This is a genomic window from Yoonia sp. 72 (assembly GCF_034652275.1).
Classification (GTDB): Bacteria; Pseudomonadota; Alphaproteobacteria; order Rhodobacterales; family Rhodobacteraceae; genus Yoonia.
Map to the genome: position 1 here is coordinate 421,238 of NZ_JAXIWG010000003.1, position 14,501 is coordinate 435,738.

Consider the following 14,501-nt stretch of genomic DNA (forward strand, 5'->3'; position numbering starts at 1 on the left):
GATTTCACCTACATATCCCCCGCGGAGCGTTCCCCTGAGCCGCAGGGGAAATCAGCGCCGCCCGAGCTTGCCGAATTCGCTGTCCAGCAGCGCGCGCAGCTTTTTGGCCCCGCCGCGCAAGGCGGCTTCGACATTGGCGTCGTGATGGGTGACGGTCTGCGGCTGCATCCCCTCGGGGCGGCCTTCGACGGTGCATCTGATATCATCGGAGCCGCCTTTGCCCGCGTTCACATCGACGATATGCACCTCGATGCGTGTCAGGCGATCCGTTAGATGGCCCAATGCGCCGGTCACGATGGTCTCTGCGACTTCGGCAAGCCGGTCGTCGCCTTGAATATGCGCGTCGGTGTTCAGTTGGAATTGCATGACGGTCCTTTCGATCTTGTTGGTTTTGCCCTGCGTGTCAGGGACATTCCACAAGTATGAACGCCGCGCGCTCATTCCAAGGTTGCGACCGCCCGTCCATCTGCGCGCCATTCGGGCAGGCCACCTTCAAGGCGGCGCGCGTTCAGCCCAAGGCGGCGCAAGGCAGCCACCGCCTGATGGGCATAGATACAGTAAGGCCCGCGACAATAGGCGACGATTTCCGCCGCGGGATCGAGGCTGGCGGCGATCCGGTCCAGTGTGTCCATCGGTGTGTGGACTGCGCCCGGAATATGCGCGCTTGCGAATTCATCGACAGGGCGCATGTCCAGCACTGTGACCGATCCTTCGGCCAGCCGTGCGGCCAGTTCGGCGCGGCTGACCGGGTCCGGCATGTCCTGCCCGTCTGACAGGTCGCGCAGGATGACCGCGACCCGCGCTAGATTACGTTCGGCGACGATCCGCAGAGTATCCATCAGCGCCAGCGTGCGATTATCGGTCATCCGGTAGATCACGGCCTTGCCGTCCTTGCGGCTGGTGACCAGCCCTGCGCGGCGCAGCTGTTGCAAATGCTGCGAACAATTCGCCATCGACAGGCCGGTTTTGGCGGCCAGCCGGTCCACGCCGCTTTCGCCCTGCGCCAGATGTTCAAGGATCATCAGCCGCGCGGGTGCGGCCAGTGCCTGCGCCACAAGCGCATATTCCTCCAGCAAGGCTGCTTTGGGGCTGGTTGACATGCGCGCCTCTTCCCATCTAAACATTCAAGTGATCTATTGAATATAGAGTTGGTCAGGCTGGCACAAGCCGGAGGAGCCGAAAATGATCGACGCATTGCTGCTGAACGAACCCGTGATCCGCCTGTCCGTCTTTCTGGGCATCCTGACCGGCATGATGATCTGGGAACTGGCCGCACCCCGGCGTCGGCTCGAAGTGCCGCGCGTGATCCGCTGGACGAACAATCTGGCGCTGGTCGTCGTCGATACGGTCATCCTGCGACTGGCGTTTCCAGTGCTGGCCGTAGGTCTGGCGCTGGTCGCACAAGACCGTGGCTGGGGTTTGTTCAACAACATCGAGGTGCCGGTCTGGTTTGCGATCATCGCCGCGATGCTGCTGCTGGACCTTGCGATCTACCTGCAACACGTCATGTTCCACGCCATTCCGGGGCTTTGGCGGCTGCACCGGATGCACCATGCCGACCTCGATTTCGATGCGACGACAGGCCTGCGGTTCCACCCCGTGGAAATCATGATCTCGATGGGGATCAAGCTGGGCGTTGTCGCAGCCCTCGGCCCGCCTGCGGTTGCGGTTCTGTTGTTCGAGGTGGTCTTGAACGCCACCGCGCTGTTCAACCACGCCAATATCACCTTGCCGCGCTCTGTTGACCGCGTGCTGCGCCTGTTCGTCGTCACCCCCGACATGCACCGCGTCCACCATTCGGTTGACCCGCGCGAGACAAATTCCAACTATGGCTTCAACCTGCCTTGGTGGGACTGGTTGCTGGGCACCTATGTGGCGCAACCTGCCAAAGGGCATGACGGGATGGACATCGGGATCGAGCAGTTTCGCACCCACCGCGACCTCTGGCTCGACCGGATGCTGGTGCAACCGCTGCGCGGGCCAGCAAGCGGTCACGCGCTTGATCCGCAGAACGCCGCTAGGCGGGATTAATCGGCGGCGATGGGCATATCCTTGTCCAGCACCCGCACCTCGCGTTGGGGGAACGGGATGCTGATCCCGTTTTCGGCAAACGCATCCCACAGCGCAAGAAACACGTTGCCTCGAATGTTGGTCAGCCCTGCCGTCGGATCGCTGATCCAGAACCGCAGGATGTAATCGACCGAACTGTCACCGAAGCCCACGATGTGACAGACCGCAGGGCGCGACACCAGCACGCGGTCCACGCCTTGAGCAGCCTCGACGGCGATCTTGCGCACCAGATGGGGATTGTCGCCGTAGGACGTGCCGAAATGGATGTCGAGGCGCACGAATTCATTGGAATGGGACCAGTTGACGACCTGTCCGGTGATCAGATCCTCGTTCGGGATCAGGTATTCGCGCCCGTCGCGCGTGATGACGGACACATACCGCGCCCCCAGCGCGTTGATCCAGCCGAAGGTATCACCAAGGCTGATCACATCGCCGGGCTTGATCGACTTGTCGAGCAGGATGATCACGCCGGACACTAGGTTCGACACCACCTTTTGCAGGCCGAACCCGATGCCCACGCCGATCGCACCCGACAGCACGGCAAGCCCCGTCAGGTCGATGCCCAAGGCGCGCACGCCGATGAAAAAGGCGATGCCGTAGATCCCGATCTGCACCGCCTTGATCAGCAGCACCTGCATCGAGGGGCTGATATCGGCATTGCTGCTGATCCGTCGGGTCGTCGTGCGCATCACCAGCCTTGCCAGCGCCAGAAGCAGCGTCAGCACGACAAGCGACTGGATCAAAAGTAGCAGGGTAAAGCGGATCTCGCCGATGCTGAAGCCGATATTGTCGAGGATACGCGCCGCTTGATCCACCACCCCCAGAATATGCAATGTCACGTAGACCCATGCGCCATAGCGGATCGTGCGGCGTAGCGGCACGCTTTTGATCAGGCGGGTGGCGAAGGCGATCAGCAGCCATGCAAAGGCCAGTGTCCCCGCGATGGTCAAAAGGTAGCTGCGGCTTGGCCAAGTCAGTTCGCGCATGACCGCGATCACCAGCAACAAAAGGACGACAAAAAAGATGCCCCGCAGCCTCTGGTGGATCACGACCAAGACGCGCATCCGCCATTTCGGCCAGTTTTCGCGCGCGCCCATCCAGTCGCGGATGCGCGGCCCCAGCATGGCCCGCAACAGATGCGCCAGCACGAATAGCGCGAGAATGATCCCGATCTGATACAGATTCCACGGGCGCAGCAGGCTCACTGCAAAGCTTTGCGCTTGCGTGAATAGATCACCGGTAAGCGCAATGATCTGGTCGATCTCCTCGGATGGCAACGCGTCAGGCGAAACCTGTGCGCGCTGGAATGGGAGGAAGCGGGTCATGACATCCTTTGGTGAGTGCTGCTATGTGAGTGTGCACGCTTGGTCTTTGGCGTGCAAGGCACGTGGCGGCGGGACGATCCCGCGATGCGGGGCCGGAACGCTGCCCTAGATCCTTATCTTGCGGGCTGCCGAACCAGCAACTCCGCCTCCATCTGATCCCTTGCGGGCAAGGCGTGCAGCGTGTATCCACAGCGCCATGAAACAGGTTTTCGACATGGATGACCGCGCGCGCCTGCCTTGGCGGTTTTTCGGCGCGACTTGCACGGTTCTAGCCCGGGGCTGACCCCCCGCTGTTTCCGCACGCCTGCAAACATCTGAAATCCGATACGGGAGAGGACAATGTCCCCCAAAACGCTTTATGACAAAATCTGGGATGCGCATGTCGCGCATGAGGCCGAAGACGGCACCTGCCTGCTTTATATCGACCGGCATCTGGTGCACGAAGTCACCAGCCCGCAAGCCTTTGAAGGTCTGCGTCTGGCCGGTCGCAAGGTGCACGCGCCTGACAAGACCATCGCCGTGCCTGACCACAACGTGCCCACGACGCTTGACCGTGCCAATGGCGGGATGAACGAGGAATCGCGCATTCAGGTCGAGGCGCTGGATACAAACGCCAAGGATTTCGGGATCCATTACTATCCCGTCTCCGATGTGCGCCAAGGCATCGTGCATATCGTCGGCCCCGAACAGGGCTGGACATTGCCCGGCATGACCGTGGTCTGCGGCGACAGCCACACCGCAACGCATGGCGCGTTCGGCGCGCTGGCCCATGGCATCGGCACGTCCGAGGTGGAACACGTGCTGGCCACGCAAACGCTGATCCAGAAGAAATCCAAGAACATGAAGGTCGAAATCACCGGCAAACTGGCCCCCGGTGTGACTGCCAAGGACATCACCCTGTCGGTGATCGGCGCGACCGGCACCGCCGGCGGCAACGGTCATGTCATCGAATATTGCGGCGAAGCGATCCGTGATCTGAGCATGGAAGGGCGGATGACCGTCTGCAACATGGCCATCGAAGGCGGCGCGCGGGCAGGCATCATCGCGCCCGACGAAAAGACATTCGCATATTGCAAAGGCCGCCCCCACGCCCCCAAAGGCGCGCAATGGGAAGCGGCTGTCGCCTATTGGAAGACCCTGTTCACCGACGAAGGCGCGCATTTCGACAAGGTCGTCACCCTGCGCGGCGAAGACATCGCGCCCGTCGTGACATGGGGCACCTCGCCCGAGGATGTGCTGCCGATCACCGCGACCGTGCCTGCGGCCGATAGCTTTACGGGTGGCAAGGTCGGGGCGGCGCAACGCTCGCTTGATTACATGGCGCTGACGCCGGGCACGAAGCTGACCGATATCACGATCGACACTGTGTTCATCGGGTCCTGCACCAACGGCCGGATCGAGGATCTGCGCGCTGCGGCCGCGATCCTGAAAGGCAAAAAGAAAAAGGACGGGCTGCGCGCCATGGTCGTTCCCGGGTCCGGTCTGGTCCGTGCGCAGGCCGAAGAGGAAGGTCTGGCGCAGATCTTTATCGATGCCGGTTTTGAATGGCGTCTTGCCGGCTGTTCGATGTGCCTTGCGATGAACCCCGACCAGCTTGCCCCCGGCGAACGTTGCGCGGCCACATCCAACCGCAACTTTGAAGGCCGCCAAGGCCGCGGCGGTCGCACGCATCTGATGTCGCCCGCGATGGCGGCGGCAGCGGCGATCACCGGCAGACTGACCGACGTGCGGGAGATGATGTAATGCAAAAGTTCACCAAACTTTCGGGCATCGCTGCCCCCATGCCGCTGGTCAACATCGACACCGATATGATCATCCCCAAGCAGTTTTTGAAAACGATCAAACGCTCGGGCCTTGGCGTGCATCTGTTCGACGAGATGCGGCGTGATCAGGACGGTAACGAGATCGCCGATTTCGTACTGAACCAGCCGCAATACCGCGACGCCCAGATCCTTGTCGCGGGCGAGAATTTCGGCTGCGGGTCCAGCCGCGAACACGCGCCTTGGGCGATTGCCGATTTCGGCATCACCTGCGTGATCGCACCGAGCTATGCCGACATCTTCTACAACAACTGTTTCAAGAACGGCATCCTGCCAATCACCTTGCCGCAGGAACAGGTCGATGTGCTGATGAAGGACGCTGAAAAAGGGTCGAACGCGCGGATCGAAATCGATCTGGAGGCGCAGACGATTACCTCTTCGGATGGGGACGTGTTCCATTTCGAGGTGGATGCCTTCAAGAAGCATTGCCTGATGAACGGGCTCGACGATATCGGCCTGACGCTGGAAAAGGCCGATGCCATCGCGGGCTTCGAGACAAGAGCAAGCGCCGAACGACCCTGGGTCTGATCGGCACGTTATCGCAGGAAAGCCGCATCTTCGGGTGCGGCTTTCGTGTTTTCTGGGCAGGTGCAATGGTTGCAATCACGCACCAGTCCGGCCCTAAATCAGCGAACGCATTTCGCGAATGGTCCGCAGCCCTTGCGAAGCCAAGTCCGTTCAGGCCACATTAACCTTTGGGGGCTGGTTGTTGCGCAATGCGTAACAACCGGCAGAAACAAGCGATTGCAGGGCGCGCCTTGCGATCATCCGGGAGTGGTTGCAGTGTTGTTACGACTGCCAGCAGCAATTGTGCGGGCGATCCTTGTCGTTATGCTGGTTATCATGCCATCGGCGTTCCTGCTGGGTGGGGGCAATGATGCCACGCAGGTTGTCGTGCTGGTCGCGATTTTCGCCGCGCTTTTCACCATCGTCGAATATAGCGCCGCCAGCCCCAGCCTTGTGGAATTCCGCGATGCACCGCCCTTCAACCGCATGCGGTTTTCGGCGCTGTTTGCGACCGTGCTGTGCTTGTCGGTGATCTTTCGCGGCTATGACAACCCGTCGGACATGACCGCCATGTTCGAGGCCAGCGGCGAGGCGATCGGCCGTGTCATCGACTTTCCCTATTCGCCTGTCAGGTTGATGGTGCTGATGATGCCCGATGGCACCGACCCTGCCTTGCTGGACCGCATGCGCAATGCCGCAGGCCTGAGCTATTTAATCGCCTTGTTTTCTATCGTCTGGTTCATCGTGTTGTTGCGCCTGCAACGCTGGCCACGGCGCGAGGGTGCTTTTAATGTCTGGGTCAATCTGCCCACCTTCGACCCGACAGCGGGCGGGGACGTGGTGCTGCGCCTGCAACGGGACGGGCGCGTTAACATCATCTTAGGGGTTTTGCTGCCATTTCTGGTGCCAGCGGCATTCAAGCTGATCGCGGTGTTCGGCACCCCGATCGATCTGGAGAATCCGCACACCTTGATCTGGACGGTGACGGCATGGGCGTTTCTGCCTGCAAGTATCCTGATGCGCGGCGTGGCGTTGACCCGCGTTGCGGACATGATCCAGATGCAGCGCGAAAAGGCGCGCGATCGCGCGGCGACGGCGGCCTTGGGCGGGCTCTGATCCTCGGACTTTGGCCGCTTGCCTCTGCTGCTGACGAACTGCGCATTGCGACCTATGCCGCACCGCTGCACCGCGACGGGCCGGGGTTGCTGTTGCAGGACATCCTGCGCGACGACGATCCGCAGATTGGGGGAATCGCTGCCATCATTGCGCAGGCCGATCCCGATGTGCTGGTGCTGACGGATTTCGACTATGATCTCGATGGTATCGCGCTGGCGGCCTTCGCCGCACTCTTCGATCCGGCCTATCCGCATATCTTTGCGCTGCGCCCCAATACAGGCATGCCGACGGGGCAGGACATCGACCGCAACGGCCGTCTGGGCGAGCCGCGCGATGCCCAAGGCTACGGGCTGTTCAACGGCAACGGGGGCATGGCGATCCTGTCGCGCCTGCCCATCGACGCAAGCGGCGTCACCGATCTGTCCGCACTGTTGTGGCGCGACTTGGCCGATGCAGACCTGCCGATGCTCGATGGCGCGCCTTTCTTTACGCCCGCTGTGCTGGAGGTGCAGCGCCTGTCCACCACCGGCCACTGGATCGTGCCGGTTGTTCCGCCGGACGCGCCGCCTTTTGCGGTCATGGCGTTTTCAGCCAGCCCGCCTGCCTTTGACGGGGCAGAACGGCGCAATGTCCTGCGCAACCGTGATGAATTGCGGCTGTGGGAACAAGTGCTGGCGGGGGATTTCGGCCCCTTGCCGGATGATTTCCTGATCGCAGGCAATGCCAACCTTGACCCGCTTGGCGGTGATGGCGACCGCGCCGCAATGGCTGTATTCCTTGCGCATCCCTTGTTGCAGGACCCTTTGCCGGGACAGCCCACCGCAGACTGGCGCGACCTTGGTATCGGGATGCTGCGCGTCAGCTATGTCCTGCCGTCGCGTGGCTGGCAGGTGGTTGATGCCGGTGTGCTTTGGCCCGCCTCAGGCGGTGACGGACCGGATATCGGGGCGCATCATCTTGTCTGGGTGGATGTCCGCCGGTAGCCCCGCCAGCATCACGGACCGCAGGTCGGTCGCGCGGAAATCGGGCAGGAGTTCCGCAAAGCGTTTGCCGCTGATGCTGTGCGGCATCGCATAAAGATAGCTCATCTCGCGCATCTCATAGGCGAGCGGCCAGACAGGGCTAAGAGCTGTCATCAGCCACCACGGGAACGCCTGCAACGTGACGGGCCGCGCGCTGATCGTCTGGATCATGGCGCGCAGATCATCCGCGCTGAAGGCGTGACCGGGAAAGGGGATGTCCGCGAAATCGTCCAGAGTGTCCCGCTTTTCCGCGAGCATCACGGCCGCACGCGCCCAGTCGGGGACATAGCAATAGGCCTGCAACGCCGCAGGATCGCCGCCATGGGTGATCCGGCCCTTGGCGATGTCGCGCAGGACGAACAAGCGCATGATGTCGCCATTGCCCTCGGGGTCGATGAAATTGCCCGCCCGCAGCACGATGGTGCGCACCCCCGCCGCGCGATAGGCGGCTTCCATCGCGATTCTGATCCGGCCTTTGCGGGTGGTCGCCAGCTGCGGCGTGTTTTCGTCCAGCACACCGGGCTGGTTTCCGTAATTGTAGATATTGCCGGGGATGATGACGGTGGCCCCACTGGCCTTGGCGGCGGCGATGACCTGCGCCGTGATCGCGGGAATCTCCTGCGCCCAGTTGCGATAGCCTGCGGGGTTCATCCCGTTCACGATGACATCGCAGCCCATTGCGGCCGCCGTCATGTCGTCACGTGCGCGGTCGAACTGGCGGATCGTCCAGCCTGCGTTCCAGAACGCTTCAGCGGTATGGCTGCCGATCTTGCCGGACGCGCCAAGAATAAGAACTGTCTGCGGCATTGCCTGTCTCCTCATGGTGATGCCGCCAGATTTACCTATTCAGTGCGGGCCGAATATTGCCTAAATGTGTTGAACATGTATTCATTTATGAATGAATAAACCGCTCCACTCTCTTGACTGGTCTTTGGTGCAGGCGTTTCTGGCGGTGGCCGAAACCGGCAGCCTGTCAGCGGCGGCGCGCCAGTTGGGCACCAGCCAGCCGACCTTGGGGCGGCAGGTCCGGCAGATCGAACAGCAGCTGGAGGCGGAACTGTTCCACCGTCAGCCGCGCGGTCTGGCGCTGACCGATATCGGCGCTGCACTGGTCCCGCCCGCGACCGCGATGCGCGATGCCATGCAACGGATCACGCTGACGGCGGCGGGCAGACAGGCCAGCCTTGCAGGCACCGTGCGGATCACGGCCAGCGTGTCCACATCCGCCCTGCATCTGCCACCGATCATTGCCCGGATTCGTGCGCTGGAACCCCAGATCGCAATCGAGCTGGTGCCCAGCGACGACAGCCGCAACCTGCTTTACCGCGAGGCTGACATTGCCGTGCGCATGTACCGCCCGACGCAGCTTGACCTGATCACCCAGCATATCGGTGACATGACCTTGGGGGTGTTCGCCGCCAAGTCCTATCTAGCGGCGCGCGGCACACCACGCACGACCGCCGACCTGATGCAGCATGATTTCGTGGGCTACGACGCAAGCCCCGCCATCATCGACGGGTTCCGCGCCGCCGGAATCGACGTGGGGCGCGATTTCTTCAAGGTGCGCTGCGACGACAACATCGCCTATTGGGAACTGGTGCGCGCGGGCTGCGGGATCGGCTTTGCGCAGGCCACGGTCGGGCTGGCCGACCCGCTGGTTGCGCCACTGGATCTTGGGCTGCCGCTGCCTGTCCTGCCGATCTGGCTGACCGCGCATGAGGCGATGCGCCAGACACCGCGGATCAGGCGGGTCTGGGATCTTTTGGCGGTGGGGTTACGGCCTCTGGTGTCTTGAACCTTGGCGCGCGGCGCGTTACGCCAAGGCAACAATTTTTTGCAAGGAACACCCCAATGGCCAACCCATCCCTTCTGATCCTCGCCGGTGACGGCATCGGCCCCGAGGTCATGGACGAGGTCAAGCGCATCATCGGCTGGTTCGGTGCGAAACGCGATCTGGCCTTTGACGTGTCAGAGGATCTGGTAGGCGGTGCTGCCTATGACAAACACGGCGTGCCGCTGCACGACGACACGATGGCAAAGGCGCAGGCGGTCGATGCCGTGCTGCTCGGGGCCGTGGGTGGCCCGAAATACGACAACCTTGATTTCAGCGTGAAACCCGAACGCGGGCTGTTGCGCCTGCGCAAGGAAATGGACCTGTTCGCCAACCTGCGTCCTGCGCAGTGTTTCGACGCGCTCGCGGATTTTTCATCACTGAAAAAGGATATCGTTGCCGGCCTCGACATCATGATCGTGCGCGAACTGACCTCGGGCGTTTATTTCGGCGAACCGCGCGGCATCCATATGGAAGACAACATGCGCGTGGGCATCAACACCCAGCGCTATACCGAAGCCGAGATCGAACGCGGCGCGCGCGCGGCGTTTGAACTGGCGATGAAGCGCAATAAAAAGCTGTGTTCGATGGAAAAGGCCAACGTCATGGAAAGCGGCATCCTGTGGCGCGATGTCGTGACCGAGGTGCACCGCGACTATCCCGAGGTCGCGCTGTCACATATGTATGCCGACAACGGCGCGATGCAGCTTGTCCGCGCGCCCAAGCAGTTCGACGTGATCTATACCGACAACCTGTTCGGCGACATCCTGTCCGATTGCGCGGCGATGCTGACCGGCAGCCTTGGCATGTTGCCATCCGCCTCGCTTGGCCTGCCGATGGCCAATGGCCGGCCCAAGGCGATGTACGAACCCGTCCATGGCTCTGCCCCCGATATTGCAGGGCAGGGCAAGGCGAACCCGATTGCCTGCATCCTGTCCTTTGCCATGGCGCTGCGCTACTCCTTCGACCAAGGGACCGAGGCTGACCGTCTGGAAGCCGCCATCGAAAAGGTGCTCGCCGATGGCGCGCGCACGGCCGATCTGATGGGCCCCGAAGGCGGCGTGCCGTTGTCCACGACACAAATGGGTGACGCGATTCTGAACGCGCTCGACGCGAGCCTGTGATGACGCCGAACGCCAAAGGCGCGCTGATCGCGCTTGCCGCCTTTGGCGTCTTTGCCTCGCATGATGTCGTGGTTAAAATTCTGGGCGGGATCTATTCCCCCGTCCAGATCGTGTTTTTCTCGGTCCTGCTCAGCTTTCCGCTGGCAACGCTGATGCTGATGCGTGACAGCAAACCGGGCACCCTGATGCCGGTTCATCCGTGGTGGATGGCCACGCGCGCGGTGGCGACGGTCATCACGGGGTTCACGGCCTTCTATGCCTTTTCGGTGCTGCCACTCGCACAGGTCTATACGATCCTGTTCGCCTCGCCCTTGCTGATCACGGTCCTCGCGATCCCTGTGCTGGGCGAGATCGTGCGCATCCGGCGATGGGCGGCGGTGATCGTGGGGCTGATCGGCGTGCTGGTTGTGTTGCGCCCCGGATCGACGGAATTGTCGCTGGGGCATCTCGCGGCGCTAACCGCGGCCATCGGCGGGTCTGTCGCCTCGATCATCGTGCGCAAGATCGGGTCCGAGGAACGGCCTGTGGTCATGCTGCTTTACCCCATGGCGCTGAACTTCGTGGTCATGGCAGCGGCCTTGCCCTTCGTCTATGAACCCATGCCGATAGAGCATCTGGGGCTGATGGGCGTGATCGCGATCTTGGCGTGGATCGCCAGCCGCATGATCATTTCCGCCTATCAGGCGGGCGAGGCCGCGATCATCGCACCGATGCAGTATAGCCAGATCATCTGGGCGAGTATCTTTGGCTTCCTGTTCTTTGACGAACTGATCGACCTGAACACCGCCATCGGTGCCAGCATCATCATCGCCAGCGGCATGTATATCGTCCTGCGCGAAAGCCGCAGTGGCGCGTCCGAAAACACCCCCGTGCTACGGACCCGGTCACGGTCGGAAACTGGCATTATCCCGCGGATCAGCATGCTGGTGCGCATTTCGGGCAAGACCCTGCCGGGGCAGGAAAAGGCCCCCGACTAGTGGTCAGAACTGCGGCTTGACGCCCGGCAGGTCCAGTGCCTTGACAAGATCGCGCAATTCCTGCCGCGCGGCCACGTTCGAGATGTTCAGCCCCTTGACCCCGATGTCGCGCAGATCCAGCAGCGTCAGCCCGCGCGGGAACAATTCGCGGAAAATCACCCGTTCGTTGAAACCGGGTGCCGTGCGAAACCCGATCCGTTTGGCCAGCTTGTCGATCACGCGCTGCATCTTTTCCTTGTTGACCATGGCCTGCGCGCCCATCCGGTTGCGCACGACGACCCAGTCGATCGGCTTCAGCCCCGCCTGCGCGCGCAACTGCCGCGCATTCCAGACCATTTCCGAATAGATTGAGGGGCCGGTGATTTCCTCGCCTTCGCTGTCGACATGGGCCAGCAGGTCGAAATCGACGAAACTGTCATTGAGCGGCGTGATCAGCGTATCGGCAAGGCTATGCGCCACCTGGCTCAGCCGCGTATGCGACCCGGGGCAGTCGATCAGGATGAAATCACAGTCCTGCTCCAGCCGCGCAACGGCCATCGACAGGCGACGGTCAAAAGCATTCTCGCCCGGTTTCAGGCCATTCTCGTCGATATCGGGCAATTCGTGATAAACGGGTGTCGCCAGATCAAGGCCGGATTTGGCCAGAAAGGTCGTCCGGTTGCCCAGATACCGCGCCAGCGTGCGCTGCCGCAGGTCCAGATCAAGCACGCCGACCTTATGACCAAGCCGCGCAAGGGCGGTCGCGACATGCATGGAAACCGTGGACTTGCCCGCGCCGCCTTTTTCGTTTCCGACAACGATGATATGCGCCACGGTGAAATCCTTGTTCTGGCTGAATTGTCGCCACTATATGATGTGGAAAAGCCAAGGAAAAGCGCAGCATCGCGTATTTCCACGGTTTTTGGATTATGTGGTTTTTCTCCCATCTCGCCCGCCGCAGTCCGTGCCGCTTGACAAGCGCTGCGCAAGCGATCATGTGACATCCAACCGATGCAAGCTGCCGCGTGAGCAGAGCGGGTCACACCCGCAAGGCATCCGTTGAATTTCAGGTTCCCAGATCACGCAGGGGTCCCGCGCCACATCGGCGCCCGGACAATGCGGTTCAGGCAGTCAGCATATGGCGCAACTTCTGCTTTTGGCCTTTGGGGTTCGCCCAAGGGTCACACCCATATGTGCGGGCTGCGGTTCGCTGAAAACAGGATATCCACGATGGATTTTGACATGCTGGGCCTTGCGCCCCGACTGATTGCCGTTCTGAAAGAACAGGGCATCACCGACCCCACCCCCATTCAGACGCAGGCGATTCCGCATGCGATGAACGGCCGTGACGTGATGGGCCTTGCCCAGACCGGCACCGGCAAAACCGCGGCCTTCGGGCTGCCGATGATCCATGCGCTGATGAAGGCGGGTGTGAAACCCAACCCCAAGGCGGTGCGCGGTCTGGTGCTCGCACCGACACGCGAACTGGCCAAGCAGATTGCCGACAACCTGACCGCCTATACCAAGGGCAGCCATCTGAAGGTGGCACTTGTCGTCGGTGGTGCAGGGATCACCGCGCAGACCAAACGTCTGGCGGGCGGTGTGGACCTTTTGGTCGCCACACCGGGCCGGTTGATCGACCTGCTTGACCGTCGTGCTGTGCGCCTCGATGAAACCGTCTATCTGGTGCTGGACGAGGCCGACCAGATGCTCGACATGGGATTCATCCATGCGCTGCGCCGGATCGCGCCGCTGCTGGCCAAAGACCGCCAGACGATGATGTTCTCGGCCACCATGCCGAAACTGATGTCCGAACTGGCGGATGCCTTCCTGACCGATGCCGTGCGGGTGCAGGTTAACCCCCCGGGGCAGGCCGTCAAAAAGATTGCGCAATCGGTGCATTTCGTGGCGCAAGCGGCGAAAACCGACCTGCTGGTGGAACTGCTCGACAAACACCGGGACGAACTGGCGCTGGTCTTTGGCCGCACCAAACATGGCTGTGAAAAGCTGTATAAAACGCTCGAAGCCAAGGGGTTTGCCGCCGCCTCCATCCACGGCAACAAATCCCAAGGTCAGCGCGAACGCGCGATCGAGGCGTTCAAGGCCGGCAAGGTCCGCGTATTGGTGGCAACTGACGTCGCTGCGCGCGGCATCGACATTCCGGGCGTGCGGCATGTCTACAACTATGACCTGCCCAATGTGGCAGAAAACTATGTCCACCGGATCGGTCGGACCGCGCGTGCGGGGGCTGACGGATCGGCCATTGCGCTGGTCGCACCGGACGAAATGATCGAATTGCAGGACATCGAAAAAGCGATGAAGGAAACCATCCCCGTCGCGTCCGGTCGTCCTTGGGAGATCATGCCGGGTCAGAAAAAGCGCCCCAATGGCGGCGGTGCGGGGGGCGGTCGTCGCGGTGGTGGCGGCGGCGGCGGTGGGAACCGCTCTGCTGCGCCGCGTGCGGGTGGCAAACCTGCTGGCGGTGCTGGCAAACCGCAAGGTGGTCGCAAACCAGGGTCAGGTGGCGGTCGGTCGCGCGGACGTTCTGCTGCTTGAAACCTTGCTGACGAGCGGCCTCGCGGGTTTCCCGCGGGGGCGCAGGTCAACGTTGTTGCGCCAAGCTATTGTGCTTGGTCATTGGCCAACACGCTGATGATCCCATCTTATTTTCGTTTCAGTGTCCGACCAGTCTGGCGTTTGCCGGTTCTGGTTGGCCGGCCGAGGTATTTC

The 14,501-nt window shown here is 61.9% G+C and carries 14 protein-coding genes; 9 read left to right on the forward strand and 5 right to left on the reverse strand.

The genetic code is table 11. From position 1 onward, the window contains the following. Window positions 1-51 precede the first annotated feature (51 nt). Window positions 52-366: an HPF/RaiA family ribosome-associated protein gene (locus tag VCK47_RS14455; RefSeq protein WP_322890177.1), complete on the reverse strand. Its 315-nt coding sequence runs from the start codon at window positions 364-366 to the stop codon at window positions 52-54. A 71-nt stretch (window positions 367-437) separates the two neighbouring features. After that, window positions 438-1,100: a metalloregulator ArsR/SmtB family transcription factor gene (locus VCK47_RS14460; protein WP_322890176.1), complete on the reverse strand. Its 663-nt coding sequence runs from the start codon at window positions 1,098-1,100 to the stop codon at window positions 438-440. 82 nt (window positions 1,101-1,182) lie between these two features. On the opposite strand from VCK47_RS14460, the gene VCK47_RS14465 reads away from it, so the two are divergent. Further along, a complete protein-coding gene (locus VCK47_RS14465; protein WP_322890175.1) occupies window positions 1,183-2,031 on the forward strand; it encodes a sterol desaturase family protein in 849 nt (282 codons plus the stop codon). Here the strand turns inward: VCK47_RS14465 and VCK47_RS14470 are convergent. Next, window positions 2,028-3,395 (reverse strand): mechanosensitive ion channel family protein, encoded by a 1,368-nt coding sequence (locus VCK47_RS14470; RefSeq protein WP_322890174.1) that lies wholly within the window; start codon window positions 3,393-3,395, stop codon window positions 2,028-2,030. The genes VCK47_RS14465 and VCK47_RS14470 overlap by 4 nt on opposite strands. Window positions 3,396-3,734: 339 nt before the next feature. On the opposite strand from VCK47_RS14470, the gene leuC reads away from it, so the two are divergent. The 4 genes from leuC to VCK47_RS14490 all read left to right on the forward strand — a co-directional run bounded on the left by leuC (window position 3,735) and on the right by VCK47_RS14490 (window position 7,821). Continuing rightward, a complete protein-coding gene (gene leuC, locus VCK47_RS14475; RefSeq protein WP_322890173.1) occupies window positions 3,735-5,138 on the forward strand; it encodes a 3-isopropylmalate dehydratase large subunit in 1,404 nt (467 codons plus the stop codon). Beyond that, window positions 5,138-5,743, forward strand: a complete 606-nt coding sequence (gene leuD, locus VCK47_RS14480) for a 3-isopropylmalate dehydratase small subunit (protein WP_322890172.1) — start codon at window positions 5,138-5,140, stop codon at window positions 5,741-5,743. Before leuC ends, leuD begins: the two co-directional genes overlap by 1 nt. A 303-nt stretch (window positions 5,744-6,046) precedes the next feature. Then, window positions 6,047-6,838, forward strand: a complete 792-nt coding sequence (locus tag VCK47_RS14485; protein ID WP_416236680.1) for a hypothetical protein — start codon at window positions 6,047-6,049, stop codon at window positions 6,836-6,838. 89 nt (window positions 6,839-6,927) lie between these two features. After that, window positions 6,928-7,821 (forward strand): endonuclease/exonuclease/phosphatase family protein, encoded by an 894-nt coding sequence (locus VCK47_RS14490; RefSeq protein WP_416236681.1) that lies wholly within the window; start codon window positions 6,928-6,930, stop codon window positions 7,819-7,821. On the opposite strand, the gene VCK47_RS14495 is transcribed toward VCK47_RS14490, so the two are convergent. Next, window positions 7,759-8,667 (reverse strand): NAD-dependent epimerase/dehydratase family protein, encoded by a 909-nt coding sequence (locus VCK47_RS14495; protein ID WP_322890170.1) that lies wholly within the window; start codon window positions 8,665-8,667, stop codon window positions 7,759-7,761. The two genes, VCK47_RS14490 and VCK47_RS14495, sit on opposite strands and share 63 nt — an antisense overlap. Window positions 8,668-8,758: 91 nt before the next feature. Here VCK47_RS14495 and VCK47_RS14500 point away from each other — a divergent pair, with 91 nt between their 5' ends. From VCK47_RS14500 to VCK47_RS14510, 3 genes are read left to right on the forward strand one after another with little or no spacing between them, the layout of a single operon-like run. Then, window positions 8,759-9,655, forward strand: a complete 897-nt coding sequence (locus VCK47_RS14500; protein ID WP_322890169.1) for a LysR family transcriptional regulator — start codon at window positions 8,759-8,761, stop codon at window positions 9,653-9,655. Between the two features lie 56 nt (window positions 9,656-9,711). Then, on the forward strand, window positions 9,712-10,815 hold the full coding sequence (leuB, locus tag VCK47_RS14505) for a 3-isopropylmalate dehydrogenase (protein WP_322890168.1): 1,104 nt from the start codon (window positions 9,712-9,714) through the stop codon (window positions 10,813-10,815). Next, a complete protein-coding gene (locus VCK47_RS14510; protein ID WP_322890167.1) occupies window positions 10,815-11,792 on the forward strand; it encodes a DMT family transporter in 978 nt (325 codons plus the stop codon). The genes leuB and VCK47_RS14510 overlap by 1 nt, the downstream gene beginning before the upstream one ends. Window positions 11,793-11,795: 3 nt before the next feature. Here VCK47_RS14510 and VCK47_RS14515 read toward each other — a convergent pair whose 3' ends face one another. Then, complete coding sequence (locus VCK47_RS14515) at window positions 11,796-12,605, reverse strand: division plane positioning ATPase MipZ (RefSeq protein WP_322890166.1); 810 nt, start codon at window positions 12,603-12,605, stop codon at window positions 11,796-11,798. Window positions 12,606-13,001: 396 nt separating this feature from the next. Here VCK47_RS14515 and VCK47_RS14520 point away from each other — a divergent pair, with 396 nt between their 5' ends. Continuing rightward, window positions 13,002-14,327: a DEAD/DEAH box helicase gene (locus VCK47_RS14520; RefSeq protein WP_322890165.1), complete on the forward strand. Its 1,326-nt coding sequence runs from the start codon at window positions 13,002-13,004 to the stop codon at window positions 14,325-14,327. Window positions 14,328-14,501: the final 174 nt, after the last annotated feature.

What these genes read in the sequence shown, in the direction of transcription:
- VCK47_RS14455 (WP_322890177.1), bottom strand. Translation starts at nt 366, where the DNA reads ATGCAATTCCAACTGAACACCGACGCGCATATTCAAGGCGACGACCGG.
- VCK47_RS14460 (WP_322890176.1), bottom strand. Translation starts at nt 1,100, where the DNA reads ATGTCAACCAGCCCCAAAGCAGCCTTGCTGGAGGAATATGCGCTTGTG.
- VCK47_RS14465 (WP_322890175.1), top strand. Translation starts at nt 1,183, where the DNA reads ATGATCGACGCATTGCTGCTGAACGAACCCGTGATCCGCCTGTCCGTC.
- VCK47_RS14470 (WP_322890174.1), bottom strand. Translation starts at nt 3,395, where the DNA reads ATGACCCGCTTCCTCCCATTCCAGCGCGCACAGGTTTCGCCTGACGCG.
- leuC (WP_322890173.1), top strand. Translation starts at nt 3,735, where the DNA reads ATGTCCCCCAAAACGCTTTATGACAAAATCTGGGATGCGCATGTCGCG.
- leuD (WP_322890172.1), top strand. Translation starts at nt 5,138, where the DNA reads ATGCAAAAGTTCACCAAACTTTCGGGCATCGCTGCCCCCATGCCGCTG.
- VCK47_RS14485 (WP_416236680.1), top strand. Translation starts at nt 6,047, where the DNA reads ATGCTGGTTATCATGCCATCGGCGTTCCTGCTGGGTGGGGGCAATGAT.
- VCK47_RS14495 (WP_322890170.1), bottom strand. Translation starts at nt 8,667, where the DNA reads ATGCCGCAGACAGTTCTTATTCTTGGCGCGTCCGGCAAGATCGGCAGC.
- VCK47_RS14500 (WP_322890169.1), top strand. Translation starts at nt 8,759, where the DNA reads ATGAATAAACCGCTCCACTCTCTTGACTGGTCTTTGGTGCAGGCGTTT.
- leuB (WP_322890168.1), top strand. Translation starts at nt 9,712, where the DNA reads ATGGCCAACCCATCCCTTCTGATCCTCGCCGGTGACGGCATCGGCCCC.
- VCK47_RS14510 (WP_322890167.1), top strand. Translation starts at nt 10,815, where the DNA reads ATGACGCCGAACGCCAAAGGCGCGCTGATCGCGCTTGCCGCCTTTGGC.
- VCK47_RS14520 (WP_322890165.1), top strand. Translation starts at nt 13,002, where the DNA reads ATGGATTTTGACATGCTGGGCCTTGCGCCCCGACTGATTGCCGTTCTG.